General features: G+C 62.9%; 28 protein-coding genes. 22 read left to right on the top strand and 6 right to left on the bottom strand.

Going from position 1 to position 23957, the window contains the following annotated elements:
- Together P3C50_RS03270 and P3C50_RS03265 are read right to left on the bottom strand one after the other, a co-directional pair.
- Entirely contained in the window at positions 1–1410 is a 1410-nt protein-coding gene (locus P3C50_RS03270) for a circularly permuted type 2 ATP-grasp protein (protein ID WP_275544859.1), read from the bottom strand.
- Between the two features lie 371 nt (positions 1411–1781).
- The gene (locus tag P3C50_RS03265; protein WP_275544858.1) at positions 1782–2456 is read right to left on the bottom strand and encodes an alpha/beta fold hydrolase; all 675 of its coding nucleotides are present in this window, start codon (positions 2454–2456) and stop codon (positions 1782–1784) included.
- A 101-nt stretch (positions 2457–2557) separates the two neighbouring features.
- Here P3C50_RS03265 and ccoN (P3C50_RS03260) point away from each other — a divergent pair, with 101 nt between their 5' ends.
- From ccoN (P3C50_RS03260) to hemN, 14 genes are all read left to right on the top strand, one after another.
- Entirely contained in the window at positions 2558–3997 is a 1440-nt protein-coding gene (gene ccoN / locus P3C50_RS03260) for a cytochrome-c oxidase, cbb3-type subunit I (protein ID WP_197856331.1), read from the top strand.
- Positions 3997–4605, top strand: a complete 609-nt coding sequence (gene ccoO / locus P3C50_RS03255; protein WP_197856330.1) for a cytochrome-c oxidase, cbb3-type subunit II — start codon at positions 3997–3999, stop codon at positions 4603–4605. Before ccoN (P3C50_RS03260) ends, ccoO (P3C50_RS03255) begins: the two co-directional genes overlap by 1 nt.
- A gap of 5 nt (positions 4606–4610) precedes the next feature.
- Positions 4611–4790 carry a cbb3-type cytochrome c oxidase subunit 3 gene (locus tag P3C50_RS03250; protein ID WP_197856329.1) on the top strand — a complete coding sequence of 60 codons (180 nt, stop codon included), beginning with the start codon at positions 4611–4613 and terminating at the stop codon, positions 4788–4790.
- Positions 4787–5713, top strand: coding sequence for a cytochrome-c oxidase, cbb3-type subunit III (gene ccoP / locus P3C50_RS03245; RefSeq protein ID WP_275544857.1), 927 nt, complete (start codon positions 4787–4789; stop codon positions 5711–5713). The genes P3C50_RS03250 and ccoP (P3C50_RS03245) overlap by 4 nt, the downstream gene beginning before the upstream one ends.
- 344 nt (positions 5714–6057) lie before the next feature.
- Positions 6058–7506, top strand: coding sequence for a cytochrome-c oxidase, cbb3-type subunit I (ccoN, locus tag P3C50_RS03240; RefSeq protein WP_197856327.1), 1449 nt, complete (start codon positions 6058–6060; stop codon positions 7504–7506).
- Positions 7506–8114: a cytochrome-c oxidase, cbb3-type subunit II gene (ccoO, locus tag P3C50_RS03235; protein ID WP_017677204.1), complete on the top strand. Its 609-nt coding sequence runs from the start codon at positions 7506–7508 to the stop codon at positions 8112–8114. The genes ccoN (P3C50_RS03240) and ccoO (P3C50_RS03235) overlap by 1 nt, the downstream gene beginning before the upstream one ends.
- A gap of 6 nt (positions 8115–8120) precedes the next feature.
- Positions 8121–8309 (top strand): cbb3-type cytochrome c oxidase subunit 3, encoded by a 189-nt coding sequence (locus P3C50_RS03230; protein WP_275544856.1) that lies wholly within the window; start codon positions 8121–8123, stop codon positions 8307–8309.
- Positions 8306–9301 carry a cytochrome-c oxidase, cbb3-type subunit III gene (ccoP, locus tag P3C50_RS03225; RefSeq protein ID WP_197856325.1) on the top strand — a complete coding sequence of 332 codons (996 nt, stop codon included), beginning with the start codon at positions 8306–8308 and terminating at the stop codon, positions 9299–9301. The genes P3C50_RS03230 and ccoP (P3C50_RS03225) overlap by 4 nt, the downstream gene beginning before the upstream one ends.
- Before the next feature lie 161 nt (positions 9302–9462).
- Positions 9463–10878: a cytochrome c oxidase accessory protein CcoG gene (gene ccoG, locus P3C50_RS03220; RefSeq protein ID WP_275544855.1), complete on the top strand. Its 1416-nt coding sequence runs from the start codon at positions 9463–9465 to the stop codon at positions 10876–10878.
- Positions 10879–10891: 13 nt separating this feature from the next.
- Positions 10892–11410: a FixH family protein gene (locus P3C50_RS03215; RefSeq protein WP_275544854.1), complete on the top strand. Its 519-nt coding sequence runs from the start codon at positions 10892–10894 to the stop codon at positions 11408–11410.
- 8 nt (positions 11411–11418) lie between these two features.
- A complete protein-coding gene (locus tag P3C50_RS03210) occupies positions 11419–13815 on the top strand; it encodes a heavy metal translocating P-type ATPase (protein ID WP_275544853.1) in 2397 nt (798 codons plus the stop codon).
- Positions 13816–13919: 104 nt separating this feature from the next.
- Positions 13920–14126, top strand: coding sequence for a cbb3-type cytochrome oxidase assembly protein CcoS (gene ccoS, locus P3C50_RS03205; protein WP_197856321.1), 207 nt, complete (start codon positions 13920–13922; stop codon positions 14124–14126).
- Positions 14119–14802 carry a sulfite exporter TauE/SafE family protein gene (locus tag P3C50_RS03200; protein ID WP_197856320.1) on the top strand — a complete coding sequence of 228 codons (684 nt, stop codon included), beginning with the start codon at positions 14119–14121 and terminating at the stop codon, positions 14800–14802. Before ccoS ends, P3C50_RS03200 begins: the two co-directional genes overlap by 8 nt.
- A 163-nt stretch (positions 14803–14965) precedes the next feature.
- On the top strand, positions 14966–16348 hold the full coding sequence (gene hemN, locus P3C50_RS03195; protein WP_197856319.1) for an oxygen-independent coproporphyrinogen III oxidase: 1383 nt from the start codon (positions 14966–14968) through the stop codon (positions 16346–16348).
- A gap of 50 nt (positions 16349–16398) precedes the next feature.
- On the opposite strand, the gene P3C50_RS03190 is transcribed toward hemN, so the two are convergent.
- Entirely contained in the window at positions 16399–16842 is a 444-nt protein-coding gene (locus P3C50_RS03190) for a hypothetical protein (RefSeq protein ID WP_275544852.1), read from the bottom strand.
- 155 nt (positions 16843–16997) lie between these two features.
- Between P3C50_RS03190 and fnr the strand changes: the two genes are divergently transcribed.
- The 4 genes from fnr to P3C50_RS03170 all read left to right on the top strand — a co-directional run bounded on the left by fnr (position 16998) and on the right by P3C50_RS03170 (position 19792).
- Entirely contained in the window at positions 16998–17732 is a 735-nt protein-coding gene (gene fnr, locus P3C50_RS03185; RefSeq protein ID WP_013715216.1) for a fumarate/nitrate reduction transcriptional regulator Fnr, read from the top strand.
- A 42-nt stretch (positions 17733–17774) separates the two neighbouring features.
- Complete coding sequence (locus P3C50_RS03180; RefSeq protein WP_275544851.1) at positions 17775–18323, top strand: adenine phosphoribosyltransferase; 549 nt, start codon at positions 17775–17777, stop codon at positions 18321–18323.
- Positions 18324–18412: 89 nt separating this feature from the next.
- Complete coding sequence (locus P3C50_RS03175; RefSeq protein ID WP_275544850.1) at positions 18413–19228, top strand: ion transporter; 816 nt, start codon at positions 18413–18415, stop codon at positions 19226–19228.
- Between the two features lie 315 nt (positions 19229–19543).
- Positions 19544–19792, top strand: coding sequence for a hypothetical protein (locus tag P3C50_RS03170; protein WP_197856315.1), 249 nt, complete (start codon positions 19544–19546; stop codon positions 19790–19792).
- A gap of 68 nt (positions 19793–19860) precedes the next feature.
- Here the strand turns inward: P3C50_RS03170 and P3C50_RS03165 are convergent, their stop codons facing one another.
- Genes P3C50_RS03165 through P3C50_RS03155 form a run of 3 tightly spaced genes read right to left on the bottom strand, consistent with a single transcriptional unit; the run spans position 19861 to position 21490 of the window.
- Positions 19861–20076: a DUF3820 family protein gene (locus P3C50_RS03165; protein WP_047587460.1), complete on the bottom strand. Its 216-nt coding sequence runs from the start codon at positions 20074–20076 to the stop codon at positions 19861–19863.
- Between the two features lie 46 nt (positions 20077–20122).
- Positions 20123–20716 (bottom strand): 2-hydroxychromene-2-carboxylate isomerase, encoded by a 594-nt coding sequence (locus P3C50_RS03160; protein ID WP_275544849.1) that lies wholly within the window; start codon positions 20714–20716, stop codon positions 20123–20125.
- A 42-nt stretch (positions 20717–20758) separates the two neighbouring features.
- Positions 20759–21490 carry an SDR family oxidoreductase gene (locus P3C50_RS03155; RefSeq protein WP_275544848.1) on the bottom strand — a complete coding sequence of 244 codons (732 nt, stop codon included), beginning with the start codon at positions 21488–21490 and terminating at the stop codon, positions 20759–20761.
- Between the two features lie 87 nt (positions 21491–21577).
- On the opposite strand from P3C50_RS03155, the gene P3C50_RS03150 reads away from it, so the two are divergent.
- The 4 genes from P3C50_RS03150 (at position 21578) to P3C50_RS03135 (ending at position 23711) form a co-directional block, all read left to right on the top strand.
- A complete protein-coding gene (locus P3C50_RS03150; protein WP_275544847.1) occupies positions 21578–22144 on the top strand; it encodes a TetR/AcrR family transcriptional regulator in 567 nt (188 codons plus the stop codon).
- A gap of 48 nt (positions 22145–22192) precedes the next feature.
- Positions 22193–22843 (top strand): YceH family protein, encoded by a 651-nt coding sequence (locus P3C50_RS03145; RefSeq protein ID WP_275544846.1) that lies wholly within the window; start codon positions 22193–22195, stop codon positions 22841–22843.
- Positions 22844–22875: 32 nt separating this feature from the next.
- Complete coding sequence (locus P3C50_RS03140; protein ID WP_275545337.1) at positions 22876–23190, top strand: I78 family peptidase inhibitor; 315 nt, start codon at positions 22876–22878, stop codon at positions 23188–23190.
- A gap of 68 nt (positions 23191–23258) precedes the next feature.
- Positions 23259–23711 carry a MarR family winged helix-turn-helix transcriptional regulator gene (locus tag P3C50_RS03135; protein ID WP_197856310.1) on the top strand — a complete coding sequence of 151 codons (453 nt, stop codon included), beginning with the start codon at positions 23259–23261 and terminating at the stop codon, positions 23709–23711.
- The last annotated feature ends 246 nt before the right edge of the window (positions 23712–23957 follow it).

Genomic DNA, 23957 nt, shown 5'->3' with positions numbered 1-23957 from the left:
TCAGTCCTCCACCACCCAGGTGTCCTTGGTCCCGCCGCCTTGCGACGAATTGACCACCAGCGAACCTTCGCGCAGTGCCACGCGGGTCAGGCCGCCAGGCACCAGGCGGGTTTCGCGGCCGGTCAGGACGAACGGGCGCAGGTCGATATGGCGCGGTGCGATGCCGCGCTCGACGAAGGTCGGGCAGGTCGACAGGCTCAGCGTCGGCTGGGCGATATAGGCCTCCGGTTTGGCGATCAGGCGCGCGCGAAAATTCTCGATCTCGGCCTTGCTCGCCGCCGGGCCGACCAGCATGCCGTAGCCGCCGGAACCCTGGGTTTCCTTGACCACCAGTTCGGACAGGTTGGCCAGTACGTGGGACAGTTCTTCCGGCTTGCGGCACTGCCAGGTCGGTACGTTTTTCAAGATCGGCTCCTCGTCGAGGTAGAAGCGGATCATGTCGCCGACGTAGGGGTAGACCGACTTGTCATCGGCCACGCCGGTGCCAATGGCGTTGGCCAGCACCACATTGCGCGAGCGGTACGCCGACAGCAGGCCGGCGACGCCAAGCATGGAATCGGGGTTGAAGGCCAGCGGGTCGAGGAAGGCGTCGTCGAGGCGGCGGTAGATCACGTCCACCTGACGGGCACCGGCGGTTGTGCGCATGTAGACCTTGTCGTCACGCACGAACAGGTCGGCGCCCTCCACCAGCTCCACGCCCATCTCGCGGGCGAGGAAGGCGTGCTCGAAGTAGGCGCTATTGAAGCGCCCCGGCGTCAGTACCACCACCGTGGGATTGTCCAGCGGGCTGGAGCTCTTCAGCGCATCGAGCAGCAGATTCGGGTAGTGGTCCACCGGCGCCACGCGCTGCGCTGCGAACAGCTCGGGGAACAGGCGCATCATCATCTTGCGGTCTTCGAGCATGTAGCTGACGCCGCTGGGCGTACGCAGGTTGTCTTCCAGCACGTAGTAGCTGCCGTCGCCGTCACGCACCAGGTCGACTCCGGCGATGTGCGCGTAGATGTCACGGTGCAGGTCTAGGCCCTGCATGGCCATCTGGTAGCCCTCGTTGGCCAGCACCTGCTCGGCCGGAATGATCCCCGCCTTGATGATGCGTTGATCGTGGTAGAGGTCGGCGAGGAACAGATTGAGTGCCCGCACGCGCTGGATGCAGCCGCGTTCGACGATGCGCCATTCGCTGGCGGGGATGGCGCGCGGGATGATGTCGAAGGGGATCAGGCGCTCGGTGCCCTGGTCATCCCCATAGAGGGTGAAGGTGATACCGGCGCGGTGGAACAGCAGGTCGGCTTCTCGTCGGCGCTGGGCCAGCAGATCGTCCGGCGTCTCGGCCAGCCATCGGGCAAATTCTCGGTAGTGCGGGCGGACAGCGCCGCTCGCGTCATACATCTCGTCATAAAAGGTGCGGGCCATGCCGTACTCCTTGTCACCCGGACTTGCGGCATTCTCTGCAAGGCCCGAGCCAGCACTAATAGTCCTTCCCTATCAACAAGTTACCTATAAACCGAAAACATTCAGCACCAGTCTGGTGCAGTGCAATATTTCCGTCATGAGGATTCGCCCCACTGCGTGGCACAGTTTGTCCGCAAGCCTTCAACGGCAAGCGGAGGCCGCGCTTGATGGACCCCTGCACCTGGCTGTCACATTGCGTGACCAGCCAGTCAAACTCAACCGCTTTCGCATGTCAGGCGCGGCAACGCAGCACGTAGCCCGGATGAAATCCGGGGATCGTTCGCTATCGATCTCCCGAACCTAATCCGGGCTACAGCAGCCGATACGCGCCTTCAGCCTGCGCCGAGAAATTGCGCGACGATCCGGACCGCTGTGTCGAGATGCTGCTCGTGGCTGAAACCGGACGCCTTGAGCGGCTTGAGATCGTGGTCGCCCGCCTGCAGCCAGTGCAGCGCGATGGCGGGCGACAGGTCATAACCCGCGACAGCCTCGCGATTGCCCAGTGCATCGCGCTCCCCCTGGATGATCAGCGTCGGCGTGCGCAACTCGGCCAGATGGGCGACTCGCGGCTTTTCCGGTTTGCCGGCCGCGTAGAAGGGATAGCCCAGACAGATCAGCGCCGAGGTACCCAGTTCGTCGGCCAGCAGACTGGCCATGCGCCCGCCCATGGATTTACCGCCGATGGCCACAGGCCCTGCGACCCTTTGGCGCACCTGGGCATGTACGTCACGCCATTGCTGTAGCAGTTGCGCCTGCGCATTGGGCGGTCGCTTGCGCCCATCCGCCCGCCGCTGCGCCATATAGGCGAACTCGAAGCGCACCACGCGCACTGCGCGTGTGGCAAGGCCCTGCGCCATGTGCTGCATGAACGGGCTGTCCATCGGCGCGCCAGCGCCATGAGCCAGGATCAGCGTGCTCGACGCCCCCTGCGGCGGTTCGTCCCACAGCCAGGGTAGCCCCTGCTCACATTGACCGGCGTCAATAAACCTAGATGGCCCTTTGCTCATGCTTGCCTCGCGTCGATATCCGTGGTGTCCGTGGCTTGCTCATGCCTGCGTCCACCACGGTTATCGGCCGCTCTGCCATAACCGTGGATGGAAGCCCAGACATGAACACAACAACCCGTTCCGCCTACAACTACAGGGTGGTTCGCCAGTTCGCCATTATGACGGTGGTTTGGGGCATCGTCGGCATGGGACTCGGCGTATTCATCGCTGCCCAGCTGGCCTGGCCCGAACTTAACTTGAACCTACCGTGGACCAGCTTCGGCCGTCTGCGTCCGCTGCATACCAATGCGGTGATCTTCGCCTTCGGTGGCTGCGCCCTGTTCGCCACCAGCTACTACGCGGTGCAACGCACCAGCCAGACCACGCTGTTCGCGCCCAAGTTGGCTGCCTTCACCTTCTGGGGCTGGCAACTGGTGATCGTGCTTGCGGCCATTACCCTGCCCCTGGGCTGGACCAGCTCCAAGGAATACGCCGAGCTGGAATGGCCGATCGACATCCTGATCACCATCGTCTGGGTGTCTTACGCCATCGTCTTCTTCGGTACGGTGGTGCAGCGCAAGGTCAGCCACATCTATGTCGGCAACTGGTTCTTCGGCGGGTTCATCCTCACCGTGGCCATTCTGCACGTGGTCAACAACCTGGAGATCCCGGTCACCCTGACCAAGTCCTACTCGCTGTATGCAGGTGCTACCGATGCCATGGTGCAGTGGTGGTACGGCCACAATGCCGTGGGCTTCTTCCTGACTGCGGGCTTTCTCGGGATGATGTACTACTTCGTGCCCAAGCAGGCCGGTCGCCCGGTCTACTCCTACCGCCTGTCCATCGTCCACTTCTGGGCGCTGATCGCGGTATACATCTGGGCCGGCCCGCACCACCTGCACTACACCGCCCTGCCTGACTGGGCACAGTCGCTCGGCATGGTGATGTCGCTGATCCTTCTGGCCCCGAGCTGGGGCGGCATGATCAACGGCATGATGACCCTCTCCGGTGCCTGGCACAAACTGCGCACCGACCCGATCCTGCGTTTCCTGGTGGTGTCGCTGGCGTTCTACGGCATGTCGACCTTCGAAGGCCCGATGATGGCCATCAAGACCGTCAACGCCCTGTCCCACTACACCGACTGGACCATCGGCCACGTACACGCCGGCGCCCTCGGCTGGGTTGCGATGGTGTCGATCGGCTCGCTGTATCACATGATTCCCAAGGTGTTCGGCCGCGAGCAGATGCACAGCATCGGCTTGATCAATGGCCACTTCTGGCTGGCCACCATCGGCACCGTGCTGTACATCGCCTCGATGTGGGTCAACGGCATCACCCAGGGCCTGATGTGGCGCGCAGTCAACGAAGACGGCACCCTCACCTACTCCTTCGTCGAAGCGCTGGAAGCCAGCCATGTCGGCTTTGTGGTGCGGGTAATCGGCGGCGCCATCTTCTTCGCCGGCATGCTGCTGATGGCCTGGAACGTCTGGCTGACCGTACGTAGCGCCCAATCGACCGAGATGGAAGCCGCTGCGCAGTTCTCGGTAGAAGGAGCCCACTGATGAAACACGAGATTCTCGAGAAGAATATCGGCCTGATGGCCCTGGTAATGATCCTCGCGGTCAGCATCGGTGGCCTGACCCAGATCGTCCCGCTGTTCTTCCAGGACGTCACCAACGAGCCGGTCGATGGCCTCAAGCCTTACAACGCACTGCAACTGGAAGGACGCGATATCTACATCCGCGAGGGCTGCGTCGGCTGCCACTCGCAGATGATCCGCCCGTTCCGTGCCGAGACCGAGCGTTACGGCCACTACTCCGTCGCCGGCGAAAGCGTCTGGGACCACCCGTTCCTGTGGGGCTCCAAGCGTACCGGCCCGGACCTGGCCCGTGTTGGCGGCCGCTACTCGGACGAGTGGCATCGCGCCCACCTGTACAACCCGCGCAACGTCGTGCCCGAGTCGATCATGCCCGCGTATCCGTGGCTGGTTGAGGACACTCTCGATGGCAAGGACACCGCCAAGAAGATGAGCGCACTGCGCATGCTCGGCGTGCCCTATAGCGACGACGACATCGCCGGCGCCAGTGATGCGGTCAGAGGCAAGAGCGAGATGGACGCGCTGGTCGCCTACCTGCAGGTGCTTGGCACCGCCGTGAAGAACAAGAGGTGAGCGCCATGTTCGAGCTTATCGATATCGGCATCGTGCGCGGCATCGGTACCGTGCTGGTGCTGATCGCCTTCACCGCCGTCACCCTCTGGGCCTACAGCGGCAAACGCCGCGACGCCTTCAGCGAAGCGGCCAACCTGCCTTTCGCTGATGAGCCCAAGCCCGCCGTTTCGAGGACCCAAGCATGACCACCTTCTGGAGTTGGTACATCACCCTGCTGACCGTCGGTTCACTGGTCGCGCTGTTCTGGCTGATCTTCGCCACCCGCAAGAGCGAAGTGCACAAGAACCCGACCGAGCAGACCATGGGGCACGCCTTCGATGGCATCGAGGAGTATGACAACCCACTGCCCAAGTGGTGGTTCATGCTGTTCCTCGGCACCCTGGTGTTCTCCGTCGGCTACCTGTTGCTCTATCCGGGCCTGGGCAACTTCAAGGGCCTGCTGCCGGGCTATGAGGATGGCTGGACCCAGGTCAACCAGTGGCAGCGCGAGATGGATCGTGCCGATGAGCTGTATGGCCCGATCTTCGCCAAGTACGCCGCCATGCCGATCGAGGAAGTGGCCCAGGACGAGCGCGCGCTGAAAATGGGCGGCCGCCTGTTCGCCTCCAACTGCTCGGTCTGCCACGGCTCCGACGCCAAGGGCAGCTATGGCTTCCCCAACCTGGCCGATGACAGCTGGCGCTGGGGCGGCGAGCCGGAAACCATCAAGACCACCATCCTCAAGGGACGTCATGGCATGATGCCGCCCCAGGTAGCGGTGATCGGCGAAGATGGCGTGCGCAACGCAGCCGCCTATGTGCTGACCACGCTGGGTGGCCGTGAGTTGCCGGAAGGCGAAGTCGTGGATGTCGCGGCAGGCAAGAAGATCTTCTCCACCACCTGCTTCGCCTGCCACGGCGCCAACGGCAAGGGCACGCCCGCCCTGGGCGCACCGGACCTGACTCAGCCGAGCGCGTTCATCTACGGCAGCAGCTTCGCGCAGCTGCAACAGACCATCCGCTATGGTCGAAGCGGCAACATGCCGGCACAGGAAGACTTTCTCGGCAACGACAAGGCTCACCTGCTGGCTGCCTACGTGCTCAAGCTGAGCCAGGGCAAGAACGAGTAACCCCCCCGCTTTGCCGGCGGCCGATCACGGTCGCCGGTCCCTCCTTATATATGTGCGACCCAGTGTCGCACCCGCCGACCAATAGCCCTGCAATTTCCTTGAACTGGGCTAAGCTGCCTTTCAGTCGCCATCCGTCACAACTCCAAGGCGATCCTTTCTTAGCGCTGCGCAAACTGATTGCGCCAAAAGCTGACAGAGCGTTTTCCCGGCCCTCTCGCAAGGCCCGTTAAAGCCTCTGAAACCCTGTTCGCGTCGGCATGTTGCGTTGCAATGGCTACCTGCTTTCTCCATACTTGCCGCCGATTTTTGCCCCATAAAACTCCATTAACCGTGGAACCCCTAGCATGAGCACAGCAATCAGTCAGACTGCTTATAACTATAAGGTGGTCCGCCAGTTCGCCATTATGACGGTGATCTGGGGGGTCATTGGGATGGGTCTAGGCGTGTTCATCGCCGCACAACTCGTGTGGCCAGAACTCAACCTGGGCCTGCCGTGGACGAGCTTCGGCCGTCTGCGCCCGCTGCACACCAACGCGGTGATCTTCGCCTTTGGCGGATGCGCACTGTTCGCGACCTCGTATTACGTGGTCCAGCGCACCTGTCAGACGCGCCTGATCTCCGACGGTCTGGCTGCCTTCACCTTCTGGGGTTGGCAAGCGGTCATCGTCCTTGCGGTGATCACCCTGCCGATGGGCTACACCAGCTCCAAGGAATACGCCGAGCTCGAGTGGCCGGTCGACATCCTGCTGGGTATCGTCTGGATCACCTACCTGGTGGTGTTCTTCGGCACCATCGTCAAGCGCAAGACCAAGCACATCTATGTGGGCAACTGGTTCTTCGGCGCCTTCATCCTCGTGACCGCGATGCTGCACATCGTCAACAGTGCCGCCATGCCGGTGACCCTGTTCAAGTCGTACTCGGCCTATGCCGGCGCGACCGACGCGATGATCCAGTGGTGGTACGGCCACAACGCCGTGGGCTTCTTCCTGACCACCGGCTTCCTGGGGATGATGTACTACTTCGTGCCCAAGCAGGCCGAGCGTCCGATCTACTCGTATCGCCTGTCCATCGTGCACTTCTGGGCGCTGATCACCCTGTACATCTGGGCCGGCCCGCACCACCTGCACTACACCGCCCTGCCTGACTGGGCGCAGTCCCTGGGCATGGCCATGTCGGTCATCCTGCTGGCTCCAAGCTGGGGCGGCATGATCAACGGCATGATGAGCCTGTCCGGCGCCTGGCACAAACTGCGCACCGACCCGATCTTGCGTTTCCTGGTGGTGTCGCTGGCGTTCTACGGCATGTCGACCTTCGAAGGTCCGATGATGGCCATCAAGACCGTCAACGCCCTGTCCCACTACACCGACTGGACCATCGGCCACGTACACGCCGGCGCCCTCGGCTGGGTAGCGATGATCTCCATCGGTTCGCTGTACCACCTGATTCCGAAGGTGTTCGGTCGCGAGCAGATGCACAGCATCGCCCTGATCAACACCCACTTCTGGCTGGCTACCATCGGTACCGTGCTGTACATCGCCTCGATGTGGGTCAACGGCATCACCCAGGGCCTGATGTGGCGCGCAGTCAACGAAGACGGCACCCTCACCTACTCCTTCGTCGAAGCGCTGGAAGCCAGCCATGCAGGCTTTGTCGTACGCATGATCGGCGGCGCCTTCTTCGTCACCGGCATGCTGCTGATGGCCTACAACACCTGGCGCACCGTGCGCGCCGCCAAGCCGGCTGAGTACGAAGCGGCCGCGCAGATTCCCGCAGTTCAAGGGAGCGCTCACTGATGAAACACGAAATCATCGAGAAGAATATCGGTCTGATGGCGTTGCTGATGGTGATTGCCGTCAGCATCGGTGGCCTGACCCAGATCGTCCCGCTGTTCTTCCAGGACGTCACCAATGAGCCGGTGGAAGGCCTCAAGCCCTACACCGCCATGCAACTGGAAGGTCGCGATATCTACATCCGCGAGGGCTGCGTCGGCTGCCACTCGCAGATGATCCGCCCGTTCCGCGCCGAGACCGAGCGTTACGGCCACTACTCCGTCGCCGGCGAAAGCGTCTGGGATCACCCCTTCCTGTGGGGCTCCAAGCGTACCGGCCCGGATCTGGCCCGTGTCGGCGGCCGCTACTCGGACGAGTGGCATCGCGCCCACCTGTACAACCCGCGCAACGTCGTGCCTGAGTCGAAGATGCCCGCCTACCCATGGCTGGTGGAGAACAAGCTCGACGGCCGCGACACCGCCAAGAAGATGGAAGTCATGCGTGGCTTCGGCATCCCCTACACCGACGAAGATATCGCCGGTGCGCGCGATGCCGTGAAAGGCAATACCGAAATGGACGCGCTGATCGCGTACCTGCAGGTTCTCGGCACTTCCATCAAGAACAAACGGTAAGACGCTATGGACCTCGGGATGATTCGCGGCATCGGCACGGCGGTGGTTTTCATCGCCTTCATCGGCGTGGTGCTCTGGGCTTACAGCAGCAAGCGCAAATCGAGCTTCGACGAAGCTGCCAACCTGCCCTTCGCTGACGACCCCAAGCCCGAGTCCAAGGGCGATCAGGACTCTTCCAGGAGCAATAACCAATGACCACGTTCTGGAGTTGGTACGTAACCATTCTGTCTCTGGGCACCATCTTCGCCCTGACCTGGCTGATCTTCGGCACTCGCAAGGGCCAGCGCCAGGAAACCACCGAAGAAACCGTCGGCCACAGCTTCGACGGCATCGAGGAGTATGACAACCCGCTGCCAAAGTGGTGGTTCATGCTGTTCGTTGCCACCATCGTCTTCGCCCTCGGCTATCTCGTGCTGTATCCGGGCCTGGGCAACTTCAAGGGCCTGCTGCCGGGCTACGATTACGTCGACAACGAAAAGCAGACGCCTTTCGCTGCTGGCGTACAGATCGCGGACGGCTCCATGCGTCACACTGGCTGGACCGGCGTGCATCAGTGGGAGAAGGAAATGGCGCGCGCCGATGAGCAATACGGCCCGCTGTTCGCCAAGTACGCCGCCATGCCGATCGAGGAAGTAGCCAAGGACGAGCAAGCCCTGAAAATGGGTGGTCGCCTGTTCGCCTCCAACTGCTCGGTTTGCCACGGTTCCGATGCCAAGGGCAGCTACGGCTTCCCCAACCTGACCGACACCGAATGGCGCTGGGGCGGCGAGCCGGAAACCATCAAGACCACGATCCTCAAGGGTCGCCAGGGCGCCATGCCGGCTCAAGGCCCTGCCATCGGCGAAGACGGTGTACGCAACGTCGCCGCCTACGTGCTGACCCAGCTGGGTGGTCGTGAACTGCCGGAAGGCGTGGAAGCCGATATCGAGGCAGGCCAGAAGGTCTTCGCCGGTACCTGCTTCGCCTGCCACGGCGCTGACGGCAAGGGCACTGCGGCCATGGGCGCACCGAACCTGACCAACCCGGCAGCGTTCATCTACGGCAGCAGCTACGCGCAACTGCAGCAGACCATCCGCTACGGTCGCCACGGCAACATGCCTGCCCAGGAAGAATTCCTTGGCAACGACAAGGTGCACCTGCTGGCTGCCTACGTGTACAGCCTGTCGCACAAGGCACAAGAGCAGTAATCGCAGAACGACTCTTTTGACAAGGGTCAATGAACGCCCGGAACGCGACCGCTGGTCGCACCCGGGCGTTGTCTTTCAGGCGTACCATATAGCTACCGTGAACTGACCTAAGCCGGCACGCATCGGCCCGGGCTGCCAACCAACCGCTTTGGTATGCATTGATGAGCGAACAGATTCCCGTCCAGGACGTCACCCCCCCTTCCCCTGCCAAGAACGTCAGCGTCGACCTCTACGCCAGCCGCGAGAAGATCTACACCCGCGCGTTCACCGGCCTCTACCGTAACCTTCGCCGCGTTGGCGGTGCTTTGCTTTTCCTGCTCTTCTTCGGCACCGTCTGGCTGAACTGGGAAGGTCGTCAGGCCGTCTGGTGGAACCTGCCGGAACGTAAGTTCAATATCTTCGGCGCCACCTACTGGCCCCAGGACTTCATGCTGCTGTCCTGGCTGCTGATCATCTGCGCCTTCGGCCTATTCTTCATCACCGTATTCGCCGGCCGCGTCTGGTGCGGCTACACCTGCCCGCAAAGCGTATTCACCTGGGTATTCATGTGGGCGGAGAAGGTCACCGAAGGTGACCGCAACCAGCGCATGAAGCTCGACAAACAGCCCATGAGCGGCAAGAAATTCGGGCGCAAGCTGGCCAAGCATGGCATCTGGGTCGGCGTGTCGCTGCTCACCGCCATCACCTTCGTCGGCTACTTCACGCCGATTCGCGACTTGGTGATCGAGATCTTCACCGGTGAAGCCAGCGGCTGGGCCTACTTCTGGATCGGTTTCTTCACCCTCGCCACCTACGGCAACGCCGGCTACCTGCGCGAGCAGGTGTGCATCTACATGTGCCCGTACGCGCGCTTCCAGAGCGTAATGTTCGACCAGGACACCCTGATCGTCTCCTACGACCCGCGTCGCGGCGAAAAGCGCGGCCCTCGTAAGAAGGACGCCGACTACAAGGCGCAAGGCCTGGGTGACTGCATCGACTGCAAGATGTGCGTACAGGTCTGTCCCACCGGCATCGACATCCGCGACGGCCTGCAGGTCGAGTGCATCGGCTGCGCCGCGTGCATCGATGCCTGTGACGACATCATGGACAAGATGAACTATCCCAAGGGGCTGATCAGCTATACCACTGAACACAACCTGTCCGGCCAGAAGACCCACCTGCTGCGCCCGCGCCTGATCGGGTACGCTGTCGCGCTGGTAGCCATGATCGGCCTGTTCGCCTGGGCCGTGGCCCATCGCCCGCTGGTGGGGCTGGATGTGCTCAAGGACCGCGTGCTGTTCCGCGAGAACGAGCGCGGCCATATCGAGAACGTCTACACCCTGAAGATCATGAACAAGTCGCAGCGCGACATGACCTATGTAATCACCGCCGACGGTCTCGACGGCCTGGTTTACGAAGGCAAGAGCGAAGTGCGGACACTGGCCGGCGAGGTCTATTCCTTCCCCGTCGAGCTGTCCATCGCGCCGGAGAAGCTGCCCTCGAGCGCCAACAACATCGTCTTCCACGTACAATCCGCGGATGACCCCAGTATCACGACCGACGCCGACAGCCGCTTCATTGGCCCCAGCGTCCGCTGACAACGGAAAGAGCATGACTGAACAAGCACCCTCGCCGGTAAAACCCTGGTACAAGCAATTCTGGCCCTGGTTCATTATCGCGATGCTCAGTTACTCGGTGGTGCAGGGTCTTGCCCTGCTCACCCTGGCCACCAAGAACCCGCCGGGGCTGATCTCCGACGACTACTACGACGTTGGCAAGGGCATCAACCAGTCGCTGGAGCGCGAGAAACTGGCCGAGCGTCTGCAACTGCAGGGCGAACTGGTACTGGATAACGCCACCGGCGTCGCCACCCTGTCGCTGCAAGGCAACAGCAAGCCACAGCAGATCGTCCTCAACCTGATTTCGCCGACCCAGCCGGAGCGTGATCGCCGCGTCATCCTGCAGCCAGGCGCCGATGGCCAGTACCGCGGGCAGATGGTCGATCAGGTCAACGGCCGTCGCTTCGTCGAACTGCTTGGTCAGGAAGGCAGCCAGAACTGGCGCCTGTTCGAGGAAGAGAACATCACCGATGGCCAGACCATCCTGATCGGTGACAATCCCTCCTACTGACCCAGCCGATGCCCGCCCCTACTCCTTGCTTCCACTGTGGTCTGCCGGTGCCTGCCGGCAGCCATTTCCGCGCCGAAGTCCTCGGCCAGACCCGCGAAATGTGCTGCCCCGGCTGCCAGGCCGTGGCCGAAGCCATCGTCGCCGGTGGGCTGGAGCATTACTACAGCCATCGCAGCGAGAACTCTGCCAACCCGCAAGCACTGCCGCAGGCATTGCCTGATGAGCTGGCACTGTATGACCGCAGCGATGTGCAACGCCCTTTCGTGCAGCACGAGGGCGAGCTGAGCGAAACTCAGCTGCTGATTGAGGGCATCAGTTGTGCCGCCTGTGGCTGGCTGATCGAGAAGCACCTGCGTGGCGTACCGGGCGTGGCCGAGGCGCATCTGAACCTGTCCAACCACCGCCTGCAGGTGCGCTGGCAGGACAGCCAGATTCCGTTGAGCAAGCTACTCGCCGAATTGCGCCGCATCGGCTATGCCGCCCACCCCTGGCGTGCCGACGAAGCCGCCGAGCGTCTGGCTGCGGAAAACCGCCGGCGCATGCGCGAACTGGGCGTGGCCGGCCTGCTGTGGATGCAGGTGATGATGGCGACCATGGCCACCTGGCCGGAATTCAACATCGATCTGTCGCCGGAGCTGGACAAGATCCTGCGCTGGACCAGCTTGTTCCTCACCACCCCCATCGTCTTCTACTGCTGCGGACAGTTCTTTCGCGGCGCCCTGCGCGACCTGCGCACCCGCCACCTGACCATGGACGTGTCAGTTTCCCTGGCAATCGGCGGCGCCTACGTAGCCGGCATCTGGTCGACCATCACCGGCCAGGGCGAGCTGTATTTCGACGCGGTGGGCATGTTTGCCCTGTTCCTGCTTGCCGGACGCTACCTGGAGCGCCGCGCCCGCGAACGCACGGCAGCGGCCACCGCACAACTGGTGCAATTGCTGCCAGCCTCATGCCTGCGCCTGGAGGCCGACGGCCAGAGCCAGCGCATCCTGCTCAGCGAACTGCGTGTCGGCGAGCAGGTAATGGTTCAGCCCGGCTCGCTGATTCCGGCTGACGGCCGTATCCTCGCCGGCCAGTCCAGCGTCGACGAATCGCTGCTTACCGGGGAATACCTGCCGCAGGCACGTAGCATCGGCGACGGGGTAACGGCCGGCACGCTGAATGTCGAAGGCCCGCTGACCGTCGAGGTTCAGGCGCTGGGCGATGCCACTCGCCTGTCCGCGATTGTGCGCCTGCTCGAACGCGCGCAGAGCGAGAAGCCGCGCCTGGCCGAGATCGCCGACCGCGTTTCGCAGTGGTTCCTGCTGTTCATCCTGGTATCTGCCGCCGTGGTCGGCTTCGCCTGGTGGGAAATCGATTCCAGCCGCGCCTTCTGGGTCGTGCTCGCCCTGCTGGTGGCCACCTGCCCCTGCGCCCTGGCACTGGCCACGCCGACGGCGCTGACCACCGCCACCGGCAGCCTGCACAAACTGGGCATGCTGCTGACCCGCGGCCATGTGCTGGAAGGCCTGAACCAGATCGACACCCTGGTGCTCGACAAGACCGGCACCCTGACCGAGGGCCGGTTGACGCTCAAGGCCATCCATCCGCTGCGTGACCTCGACGAGGGCGATTGCCTGGCGCTGGCCGCCGCGCTGGAGAACCGCTCGGAGCACCCCATCGCCCGAGCCTTCAGCCAGGCGCCACGTGCCGCGCAAGCCGTCGACAGCCATCCGGGCCAGGGCCTGCAGGGCAGCGTCGACGGACGCCTGCTACGCATCGGCGAAGCCAGCTTCGTCTGCGCCCTGAGCGGCCAGACCGTGCCACCGATTGCCAGCGAGCACGGCCAGTGGCTGCTGCTGGGCGATGAACAGGGGCCGCTGGCCTGGTTCGTCCTCGACGACCGCCTGCGCGAGGATGCTCCCGACCTGATCGCCGCCGCCTGCGCCCGCGGCTGGCATATCCATCTGCTTTCAGGCGACAGCTCGCCGATGGTCGGCGAAGTCGCCCGTCAACTCGGCATCGATGACGCCCGTGGCGGCCTGACCCCGGACGCCAAGCTGGCAGTGCTCAAGCAGTTGCATGGCGAAGGTCGTCGCGTGCTGATGCTCGGCGATGGCGTCAACGACGTACCGGTGCTGGCCGCTGCAGATATTAGCGTGGCCATGGGCTCGGCGTCCGACCTGGCTAAAACCAGTGCCGACGCGGTGCTGTTGTCGAACCGCCTGGGTAGCCTGGTCGATGGCCTGAAACTGGCCAAGCGCACACGGCGCATCATCATCGAAAACCTTACCTGGGCGACGCTGTACAATGGCCTGGTACTGCCCTTCGCCGCCCTGGGCTGGATCACGCCGATCTGGGCGGCCGTGGGCATGTCGCTCAGCTCGCTGCTGGTGGTACTCAACGCGCTGCGCCTGAGCCGATAAGCTGCAAGCAAGCGTAGCCCGAACATGTAGGAGCGAGCGTCGCGAGCGAATCGCTTCTTCGCTCGCGACGCTCGCTCCTACCCAGACGCCTCCATGGAGACCGCATGTCCGCCCTCTATATCCTCATTCCCGTCGCCATCGGCCTGGTCGGCTTCGCCATCTGGCTGTTCTTCTGGGCGGTGGACAGCGGCCAGTACGACGACCTGGACGGGCCGGCTCACAGCATCCTGTTCGACGACGAAGATCCCCTGCACAAGGCCGGCATCGAACAGGCCGGGGAACACAGCAAGCAGGACAAGCCCGATGCTTGAACTGGCGCCGCTGCTGGTGTCGGCGTTGATCCTCGGGCTGCTCGGCGGGGGGCACTGCCTGGGCATGTGCGGCGGCCTGATGGGCGCACTGACCCTGGCGATTCCGCCCGAGCAACGCAGCAGACGCCTGCAACTGCTGCTGGCATACAACCTCGGGCGCATTCTCAGTTACAGCCTGGCCGGCCTGCTTCTCGGGCTGGCGGGTTGGGCCATTGCCGGCAGCAAGGCCGAGGTGGTCATGCGCACGCTGGCTGCACTGCTACTGATCGCCATGGGCCTGTATCTGGCTGGCTGGTGGAGTGGCCTGACCCGTATCGAAGCGCTGGGACGCGGCCTGTGGCGGCATATCCAGCCGCTGACACGGCGCTTCATGCCGGTGACGAGCATTCCCAAGGCCGTGGTGCTGGGCGGCCTATGGGGCTGGCTGCCGTGCGGCCTGGTCTACAGCACGCTGCTGTGGGCGTCCAGCCAGGGCAATGCAGTGGACAGCGCGCTGCTGATGCTGGCCTTCGGCCTGGGTACCTGGCCGGTTCTGCTGGCCACCGGGCTGGCTGCAGAGCGCATCACCACACTGCTGCGCAAACGCGGCGTGCGCATGGCTGGCGGCCTGCTGGTCATCCTGTTCGGCATCTGGACCCTGCCTGGGCCACACCAGCATTGGCTGATGGGGCACTGACAGGTATCGCGGACGCAATCCGCGAGCAAGATGCCCCCGGATTGCATCCGGGCTACGCAGCTACGCCACCGCACCGTACCCCTACGCGCCCTTGATACAGGTCAAGGTCGTTGCGCTCCAGCATCCCTAGACTGGCCGCAAAGCCTGTCCAGGATTATTTCCCATGCAAGACGCCATCCAGTGGGATGCCGACCTGATCCGCCGCTACGATCTCGCCGGCCCGCGCTACACTTCCTACCCGACCGCCGTACAGTTTCATGACGCCATCGGCCCCTTCGACCTGCTGCATGCATTGCGCGACAGCCGCAAGGCCGGGCGTCCGCTGTCGCTGTATGTGCACATCCCCTTCTGCGCGCACATCTGCTACTACTGTGCCTGCAACAAGGTGATCACCAAGGACCGCGGTCGTGCCCTGCCCTACCTGGAAAAGCTCGAGCGAGAAATCGAGATCGTCAGTCGCCACATCGACAAGAGCCAGCCGATCGAACAGCTGCATTTCGGTGGCGGCACGCCGACCTTCCTCAGCCACGATGAGTTGCGCCGTCTGATGCAGCACCTGCGCCAGCACTTCAACCTGCTGGATGACGACTCCGGCGATTACAGCATCGAAATCGATCCGCGCGAGGCCGACTGGTCGACCATGGGCCTGCTGCGCGAACTGGGCTTCAACCGTGTCAGCCTTGGCGTGCAGGACCTGGACCCCGAGGTACAGCGCGCAGTCAATCGCCTGCAGACCCTTGAGGAAACCCGCGCCATCGTCGAGGCGTCGCGCACCCTGCAATTCCGCTCGGTGAATATCGACCTGATCTACGGCCTGCCCAAGCAGACCCCGGAGCGCTTCGCCCGCACCGTTGCCGAAGTCATCGCACTGCAGCCGGATCGGCTGTCGCTGTTCAACTACGCGCACCTGCCCGAACGCTTCATGCCGCAACGACGCATCAGCGCCGACGATCTACCCAGCCCGGCCGACAAGCTGATCATGCTGCAGAACAGCATCGAACAACTGACACGCGCCGGTTATCGCTACATCGGTATGGACCACTTCGCGCTGCCTGACGACGAGCTGGCCATCGCCCAGGAAGAAGGCACTCTGCAACGCAACTTCCAGGGTTACACCACCCATGGCCATTGCGACCTGATCGGCCTGGGCGTGTCAGCCATCAGCCAGATCGGCGATCTGTACAGCCAGAACGACAGCGACATCAATGTCTACCAGCAGACCCTGGGCAACGGCCAGCTGGCGACCCGTCGCGGTCTGCACTGCAATGCAGACGACCGCCTGCGCCGCGCCGTGATCCAGCAACTGATCTGTCATTTCGACCTGCACTTCGCCGGCATCGAACAGGCCTACGGCGTGGTATTCCATGAGTACTTCGCGGCGCTCTGGCCGGAGCTGGAACAGCTTCACCGCGATGGCCTGATCGAGCTGAGTGCGGGAGGGATCGAGGTGCGCCCGGCCGGGCGTCTGCTGGTGCGTTCGCTGTGCATGCTGTTCGACCGCTATCTCAACGACCAGGTGCGCCAGCGCTTTTCCCGTGTGATCTGAGCCAGAAAATCAGCGCCCGTGACGGATGCACTGCGTCACGGGCCGACGTCTCAACTCATCGCCAGCGTGGTCGCCGCCTGCATCTGCTCGCTGGAAAGGCCACTCTCGCGCATCAGCTTGATCAGATTGGCGTTGGCCGAGGTCAGCGCACCGGTGAGCGAAGCGAGTTCGGTCTGCAGCCCGTCGAGCTGTTGGCGCTTGGCCTCCGCATCGAGGCTCTGATCGCTCATGATCGCGTCGATCTGCGCCTGCTTCTCGGCAATCTGCGCGCGCAACTCACGAATCATCTTGAGCAGATCCCTGATCGCCTGCGGCAGCTCGCTCTTGTCGATATCCTCGTTCTTGTCGGGCTTGGCCGACATGTTTTTGCCCAGCTCGGAAAGGCTCACGCGCAGACCCTCACGTACTTCTTCCGGGCTGCGCTCGGCTGCGGTGTATTGTCGCTGAACGCTCTGAGCTAGATTGCTCAGCGGGCTGTTGGATTGGATACGCATTGCGCGCTGCTCCCTGCATTGGACTATGGCTCTACCGAATGTGTCGGCGCCGGAGCGTCAAACTTGAGCGCCCGGTCAGTCCCGCATATGGCTGGTCGTCACGCAAACCCTGCGGTACCCTTACGGTCATTGCGTGTATACCGGGAAGCCCAACGATGTCCGAGAGCATCAAGCTGCGTTCGCAGCATCAAGCCCATTGCAAGGATTGCAGCCTGGCTGCCTTGTGCCTGCCCATCTCTCTGAACATGGAGGACATGGACGCGCTCGACGATATCGTCAAGCGTGGCCGCCCATTGAAGAAAGGCGAGTTCCTGTTCCGCCAGGGCGACACCTTCGGCTCCGTGTTCGCCGTGCGTTCCGGCGCGCTGAAGACCTTCAGCCTCAGCGATGGCGGCGAGGAGCAGATCACCGGTTTCCACCTGCCCAGCGAACTGGTCGGCCTGTCCGGCGTCGACGGCGAACGCTATCCGGTTTCGGCGCAAGCGCTGGAGACCACCTCGGTCTGCGAAATTCCCTTCGAGCGCCTCGATGACCTGGCCCTGCAACTGCCACAGCTGCGCCGCCAGTTGATGCGCATCATGAGCCGTGAAATCCGCGACGATCAGCAGATGATGCTGTTGCTGTCGAAGAAGACCGCCGACGAGCGCATCGCCACCTTCCTGGTCAACCTCTCGGCGCGCTTCCGCGCCCGTGGGTTCTCGGCCAACCAGTTCCGCCTGGCCATGTCGCGCAACGAAATTGGTAACTATTTGGGCCTTGCGGTAGAGACGGTGTCTCGCGTATTTACCCGCTTCCAGCAGAACAAGCTGCTCGAAGCCGAAGGTAAGGAAGTGCACATTCTCGATCCGATCGAGCTGTGCGCCCTGGCCGGTGGCAATCTCGACGTTTGAGCTCGTACGATATTCGCGGGCTCAACGCATTAGGACCCCACGATGATCTTTGACGAATTCAGCATCAAGACCCTGATCCGCCCGGTACCGGACTTTCCCAAGCCGGGCGTGATCTTTCGCGACATCACCCCGCTGTTCCAGTCGCCACGTGCCCTGCGCATGGTCGCCGACAGCTTCATCCAGCGTTACGTCGAGGCCGACTTCAGCCACATCGGTGCCATGGATGCCCGCGGTTTCCTGATCGGCTCGATCATCGCCTACGAACTGAACAAACCGCTGGTGCTGTTCCGCAAGCAGGGCAAACTGCCGGCGGATGTGCTCAGCGAGGGCTACCAGACCGAATACGGCGAAGCCTTTCTCGAAGTGCATACCGACAGCCTCTGCGAAGGCGACTCGGTATTGATTTTCGATGACCTGATCGCCACCGGCGGCACCCTGATCGCCGCCGCCAACCTGGTGCGACGCATGCGTGCCAGCGTCTTAGAGGCCGCCGCGATCATCGACCTGCCCGAACTGGGTGGCTCGCGGAAGCTGCAGGACGCCGACATTCCCACCTTCACCCTGACGGCCTTCGCGCTCGACGATCGCTGAGCAGTCGCGCCCGCCAATCGCACAGCCGAAAGCGGGCGCTCGCCTCAGCCGGGCGCTGCCCGGCATCACCCAGCCATAGCCAGATTCCCATGCACGAACTCGAACTGAATCCAACCAGTGACTGGCGCCAGCGCCTGGGCGCTCTCATGGACGGCACGTCCGTACAACGCCTGATCACCCTGCTGATCATCATCAATGCCGCCATTCTCGGCCTGCAGACCTCGCCATCGATCATGGCCGACTGGGGCAAGCCGCTGCTGATCCTCGATACCTTGATCCTCACCTGCTTCGTCATCGAGCTGGCGCTGCGCTTTACCGCACGCGGCATCGGTCTGCTGCGCGATCCCTGGGCGGTGTTCGATTGCCTAGTGGTCGGCATCGCCCTGGTGCCGGCCAGCGGCCCCTTCGCCGTATTGCGCGCCTTGCGCGTGCTGCGGGTACTGCGCCTGGTGTCGATCAACCCGAGCATGCGCAAAGTGGTGCAGGCGCTGCTCGCCTCGCTGCCGGGCATGGGCAGTATCGTCATGCTGATGGGGCTGGTGTTCTATGTCGCCGCGGTGATGGCCACCCAGCTTTTCGGCCAGAGCTTCCCTGAGTGGTTCGGCAACATCGGCGCCAGCCTCTATACCCTGTTCCAGGTAATGACCCTGGAAAGCTGGTCGATGGGCATCGTCCGCCCGATCATGGAGCAGCATCCGCTGGCGTGGCTGTTCTTCGTGCCCTACATCCTCATTGCCACCTTCATGATGCTCAACCTGTTCATCGCCGTGATCGTCAACGCCATGCAGAGCACTCACGAGCCGAATGCCGTGGAGCTAGCTGCAGCGACCCGTGAACAGGCGATTCTCGACGAGCTGCGCGCCCTGCGCAGCGAAGTGGCCGAGCTACGCCGCAGCGCCTCCTAGTCGTCATGTTGGCGCAGCCTGCGATCGCTGGTCGCCGGTTGCGCCCTTCCGAGCGCTTTCGACTTGCGCCGCGTTCGCTGCCTGCAGCACCGGCCGAGCTGCGCAATATTGCTCTACGCCAGCGGACGGCGACTTGCACCACTCGCTCGTTGCTAACGCGCACGTTTGTCGGGCAACGCTCGCGGCCGCGGCATCTGGACTAAGGTAGAGGAACAGACGCACCACTCATCCACACGGCGCCGCCACCGGCTCCCGGCTGGAACCTCGGTGTAGCGTCGACGCCGAGGGCGGCGCCTTGGTTTACGAGGTGGCCTCATGAGCGCGCTTACCTGCACCCATCGCGATCACGTCATTCATGCCAGCGTCATGGAACATCCTGGCCTGCCCACGCCCTGGGCCGGTGGTTGCCAGATCACCGACCCAGGCGGAAATACCAGCAAACGTCAGACGCTACCGCTGGATTACGCCTTCATGGATGACCTGAGCAAGGCCCAGCACGCCTCCATCGCCCATGGCAAATGGCTGGTGGATCAGAAACTCGATCACGGCCGCAATTGGCACTAACGGCAACCCAGACGTAGCCCGGATGAAATTCGGGAGAGAGATCGGAATCGCCCCGGACTCCATCCGGACTACGAACGGTCGCGCAACGGATCGAGCAACGGCTTCAAACCGTTGTGATCGATCTCCTGCATCAGCGCCAGCAACTGGCCCAGCTCGCCCTTGGGGAAGCCCTCGCGGGCGAACCAGTTGAGGTAATGCCCCGGTAGATCGGCGATCAGCCGATCCTTGTACTTGCCGTAAGGCATGCGGCGGGTCACCAGGAGTTTCAGCGCTTCGGGGTTCATCGGTCGCTCGGCTGGCCGGAAAACAATTCGGTCATTGTGCCAAGCGTCAGTCGGTCAGTGCCTCACGAACGAAATCCAACCGGTCCTGACCGAAGAACATTGCTTCGCCGACGAAGCAGGTCGGTGCGCCGAATACGCCGCGCTTCACCGCTTCTTCGGTGGTCGCCTTGAGCGCGTCTTTCACCGCCGGTTCGGCGATCTGCGCCTGCAACGCCTGGGCGTCGAAGCCGGCCGCCGTCAGCACTTCGGTCACTCTGGCCGGATCGCCCATGTTGGTACCGTCAACCCAGATCGCCTGAAACAGCGCCTGCAAGGCATCGTTGAGGCGCGTGGGCTGATGCAGCTGTACCGCCACCAGCAGGCGCATCAGGGTCAGCGTGTTGATCGGGAAATGCGGATTGAAGCGCATCGGTACGCCGTAGCGCTCGGCGAAGCGTGCCAGGTCGCGCAGCATGTAGCGTCCCTTGGCCGGAATCATCGCCGGCGAGGCGTTGCCAGTGGCCTGGAATACCGCGCCCAACAGCATCGGCCGATAGACCAGCTCGGCGTCGCACTCACGGCACAGCGCCGGCAGTTGGGTATGGGCCAGGTAGGACGCCGGGCTGCCCAGGTCGAAGAAGAACTCTACCGTCTTGCTCATCAGTTCACTCGCTCGTTGTTGTGCTTGTCGAATTGGCGTGGCTTACCAGCGTTCCATCCACGGACGCAGGTCCAGCTCGAAGGTCCAGGCATCGCGCGGCTGAGCATGCAGGAACCAGTAGCTGTCGGCGATATGCTCGGGGTCGAGAATGCCATCCTGCCCCTTCCTGGCATAGATATCGGGAAAGCTGTCGCGGATGAAGTCAGTATCGATGGCGCCGTCCACCACCACATGGGCCACATGGATATTCAGCGGCCCCAGCTCACGCGCCATGCTCTGCGCCAGCGCGCGGATGCCGTGCTTGGCGCCGGCGAAGGCGGCGAATCCGGCGGCGCCGCGCAGGCCAGCGGTTGCACCGGTAAACAGGATGGTGCCGCGCCCGCGCGTGACCATGCGCTTGGCCACAGCCTGGCTGGTGAGGAAGCCGGCAAAGCAGGCCATCTCCCAGATCTTGAAATACTTGCGCGCGGTTTCCTCGAGGATGCTGCACGGCACGTTGGCGCCGATGTTGAACACCATCACCTCGATCGGTCCGATGTCACGCTCGATGCTCTCGACCAGCTCAGCCACCTGCTCCTCGCGCCGCGCGTCGGAAGCGAAACCATGTGCCTCGCCACCTTCGTGGCGGATGCTCTCCAGCAGTGGCTGCAGTTTATCCAGGCTGCGCCGGGTAACGCAGGCGACATAGCCCTCACGGGCGAAACGCCGAGCAATCGCACCACCGGTGGCATCACCTGCGCCGATGATCAAGGCGACCTTCTTGTTTTCGTTCATGGGCCTCTCCATTGACTAACGATCGTTAGTCTAACGAACGTTATGCTACGCTTGCGCATGGGTCAAGCCAGCACACAACGGTATCTCATGCGCTATTCCGCCGAGCACAAAGCCGAAACCCGCGAGCGCCTGCTCGCCAACAGCGCCGCCATTGCCAAGCAGCAGGGTTTTGCCGTGACCGGCGTGGATGCACTGATGAAGACCATAGGCCTGTCAGGTGCGGCTTTCTACAGTCACTTCCCAAGCAAGGATGCGCTGTTCGCCGAGCTGATCGAACGAGAACTGCGTAACAGCCTGAACCGCCTGGGTGCTGAGCCTGGTGACGCCGGGCGCGACAAACTGCAACGCTGCCTGGCAGCCTATCTGAGCCTGGCGCATGTCGAGCAGCCGGACAAAGGCTGCGTATTGCCCGCACTGGGCGCAGAAATCGCCCGCGCCGACGACAGCGTGAGGCAGCGCACCGAGCAGCAGATCGTGCAATTGCAGCAAACCTGGGCCGAGATCATAGGCGACCCGCAATTGGCCTGGAGCATCCTTGCGCAGTGCCTGGGCAGCCTGCTGCTGGCGCGCATGATGGTCAGCCAGGACGCTCGCCAGCAGGTGCTCAGCGCCAGCCTGGACATGCTCGAACACACATTGCAGCCTGTCGGCTGAGCACGGATGCCGTTAACCTACGCCAGTTCTTTCTGCCAGGATCGATCCATGTCGCACACCCCCTCCCCGCTGGTTGGTGAAACCCCATTGCACGCCGTCGAAGTGCGCATCCTCGGCTGCCTCATCGAGAAGCAGCTGACCACACCGGAAACCTACCCGCTGACGCTCAACGCAGTGCAACTGGCCTGCAATCAGAAGACCAGCCGCGAGCCGCTGATGAACCTGGAAACCGGCGAAGTCGGGCGTTATCTGCGTAGTCTGGAAGGTCGCGGCCTGGCGCACCTGGTCATGGGCAGCCGCGCCGACCGCTGGGAGCAGCGCTGCGACAAGCAGCTGGAGCTGGTCAAGCCGCAGACGGTGCTGCTCGGTTTGCTGCTACTGCGCGGCCCGCAGACCCTCAATGAATTGCTTACCCGCAGCAACCGCATGCATGACTTCGACGATGTGGCCGAAGTGCAACATCAGCTGGAGCGCCTGATCGCTCGCGGCCTGGTCGTACTGCTGCCACGCCAGAGCGGCCAGCGCGAGGATCGCTACATGCACTTGCTGGGTGAATCCGCCGACCTGGAAAGCCTCCTGGCCAACCGCCCGGCTGCACGTAGCGAAGCCGTGGCACCTAACGAGGATCGTCTGGTCGAACTGGAAATGCGTATCGCAGCACTCGAAGAGCGCCTTGCACGCCTGGAGGGCACGCAATGAGCGCTACATCTATGGAAAAGGAGCCCACAGCGTTGAATCCCAAGACTCGTTTAAGCCTCATTCTCGCCGCTTCCCTGTTCGCAGCCGGCTGCAGCAGCACTGCCGAAAAATCCGAACCGGCAGCCACGCCTGCCGACACCAGTCAGGGCTGCAACTCTTCTGCAGTCGAAAATCTCAAGGGCAAGACCGCAACGTCGGAGCTGCTCGAACAGGCACGTCAGCAGGCGGGTGCCAGCACGGCGCGGATACTGACGCCCAACAGCGTGGTGACCTTGGAATACAATGGTCAACGCCTTAACCTCAACGTCGATGATCAGCGAGTGATCACCCGCGTATCCTGCGGCTGATGCGTTCAGGTGCGGGCTGCCCCCGCACCACTTGCCGACACCGCCAACCACCCCTATAGGCCAATGCCATGACCTCCCAAGTGGAACCCTGCGCCGAGCTGATGCTGGATAACCAGCTTTGCTTCGCCCTCTATTCCACCTCGCTGATGATGACCAAGACCTACAAACCGCTGCTGCAGGCGCTCGGTCTCACCTATCCGCAATACCTGGCCATGCTGGTGCTGTGGGAAAACGAGGGCATCACCGTCAGCGAGATCAGCGCACGTATGCTGACCGACCCGGGTTCGCTGACGCCATTGCTCAAGCGCCTGGAAAGCGAAGGTTTGCTGCAACGTCAACGCAGCAGTCAGGATGAACGCGTGGTGCAGCTGCATCTCACCGACAAGGGGCGTGCATTGCACGAGCAGGCCAAGGCATTGCCTGCCTGCATCCTCAAGGCTTCCGCGTTGAGCATTGACCAGTTGACAAAGCTGCGTGACGACCTGATCGAACTGCGCGGGCATCTGCAAGACGCACTCTGATCTCTGGCGATGCCAACGCCCATCGCCTTTCGCTGATTAGCCAGCCCATCGCCGGATGCTGAAAGCCCCGTGTGCAGTGCAATGCTGCACGATTCCCTTCCTACGCGCTTTGGCGTGATTATTCGTCCACCCCGGCATATCCATACCGAGGCTCGTGACGTCCGGACGACGCTTCTTCGCTCCTCTCCTAACCCTTGATTCGCTGAGCAAGCACCGTTAAACGCCCCGCCACACCTACTTATTCCT

The organism is Pseudomonas sp. Marseille-Q0931 (assembly GCF_940789645.1).
Taxonomy (GTDB): domain Bacteria; phylum Pseudomonadota; class Gammaproteobacteria; order Pseudomonadales; family Pseudomonadaceae; genus Aquipseudomonas.
The sequence above is the reverse complement of the archived record's forward strand: the minus strand, read 5'-3'. Positions and strand labels throughout refer to the sequence as shown.

Coding starts and splice junctions, on each gene's coding strand:
- ccoN (WP_197856331.1), top strand. CDS start 2,558: ATGAACACAACAACCCGTTCCGCCTACAACTACAGGGTGGTTCGCCAG.
- P3C50_RS03250 (WP_197856329.1), top strand. CDS start 4,611: ATGTTCGAGCTTATCGATATCGGCATCGTGCGCGGCATCGGTACCGTG.
- hemN (WP_197856319.1), top strand. CDS start 14,966: ATGCAAGACGCCATCCAGTGGGATGCCGACCTGATCCGCCGCTACGAT.
- P3C50_RS03175 (WP_275544850.1), top strand. CDS start 18,413: ATGCACGAACTCGAACTGAATCCAACCAGTGACTGGCGCCAGCGCCTG.
- P3C50_RS03215 (WP_275544854.1), top strand. CDS start 10,892: ATGACTGAACAAGCACCCTCGCCGGTAAAACCCTGGTACAAGCAATTC.
- P3C50_RS03150 (WP_275544847.1), top strand. CDS start 21,578: ATGCGCTATTCCGCCGAGCACAAAGCCGAAACCCGCGAGCGCCTGCTC.
- P3C50_RS03190 (WP_275544852.1), bottom strand. CDS start 16,842: ATGCGTATCCAATCCAACAGCCCGCTGAGCAATCTAGCTCAGAGCGTT.
- fnr (WP_013715216.1), top strand. CDS start 16,998: ATGTCCGAGAGCATCAAGCTGCGTTCGCAGCATCAAGCCCATTGCAAG.
- P3C50_RS03165 (WP_047587460.1), bottom strand. CDS start 20,076: ATGAACCCCGAAGCGCTGAAACTCCTGGTGACCCGCCGCATGCCTTAC.
- P3C50_RS03170 (WP_197856315.1), top strand. CDS start 19,544: ATGAGCGCGCTTACCTGCACCCATCGCGATCACGTCATTCATGCCAGC.
- ccoO (WP_017677204.1), top strand. CDS start 7,506: ATGAAACACGAAATCATCGAGAAGAATATCGGTCTGATGGCGTTGCTG.
- ccoG (WP_275544855.1), top strand. CDS start 9,463: ATGAGCGAACAGATTCCCGTCCAGGACGTCACCCCCCCTTCCCCTGCC.
- ccoS (WP_197856321.1), top strand. CDS start 13,920: ATGTCCGCCCTCTATATCCTCATTCCCGTCGCCATCGGCCTGGTCGGC.
- P3C50_RS03145 (WP_275544846.1), top strand. CDS start 22,193: ATGTCGCACACCCCCTCCCCGCTGGTTGGTGAAACCCCATTGCACGCC.
- P3C50_RS03210 (WP_275544853.1), top strand. CDS start 11,419: ATGCCCGCCCCTACTCCTTGCTTCCACTGTGGTCTGCCGGTGCCTGCC.
- ccoO (WP_197856330.1), top strand. CDS start 3,997: ATGAAACACGAGATTCTCGAGAAGAATATCGGCCTGATGGCCCTGGTA.
- P3C50_RS03265 (WP_275544858.1), bottom strand. CDS start 2,456: ATGAGCAAAGGGCCATCTAGGTTTATTGACGCCGGTCAATGTGAGCAG.
- P3C50_RS03155 (WP_275544848.1), bottom strand. CDS start 21,490: ATGAACGAAAACAAGAAGGTCGCCTTGATCATCGGCGCAGGTGATGCC.
- P3C50_RS03135 (WP_197856310.1), top strand. CDS start 23,259: ATGACCTCCCAAGTGGAACCCTGCGCCGAGCTGATGCTGGATAACCAG.
- ccoP (WP_275544857.1), top strand. CDS start 4,787: ATGACCACCTTCTGGAGTTGGTACATCACCCTGCTGACCGTCGGTTCA.
- P3C50_RS03180 (WP_275544851.1), top strand. CDS start 17,775: ATGATCTTTGACGAATTCAGCATCAAGACCCTGATCCGCCCGGTACCG.
- ccoN (WP_197856327.1), top strand. CDS start 6,058: ATGAGCACAGCAATCAGTCAGACTGCTTATAACTATAAGGTGGTCCGC.
- P3C50_RS03270 (WP_275544859.1), bottom strand. CDS start 1,410: ATGGCCCGCACCTTTTATGACGAGATGTATGACGCGAGCGGCGCTGTC.
- P3C50_RS03230 (WP_275544856.1), top strand. CDS start 8,121: ATGGACCTCGGGATGATTCGCGGCATCGGCACGGCGGTGGTTTTCATC.
- P3C50_RS03160 (WP_275544849.1), bottom strand. CDS start 20,716: ATGAGCAAGACGGTAGAGTTCTTCTTCGACCTGGGCAGCCCGGCGTCC.
- ccoP (WP_197856325.1), top strand. CDS start 8,306: ATGACCACGTTCTGGAGTTGGTACGTAACCATTCTGTCTCTGGGCACC.
- P3C50_RS03200 (WP_197856320.1), top strand. CDS start 14,119: ATGCTTGAACTGGCGCCGCTGCTGGTGTCGGCGTTGATCCTCGGGCTG.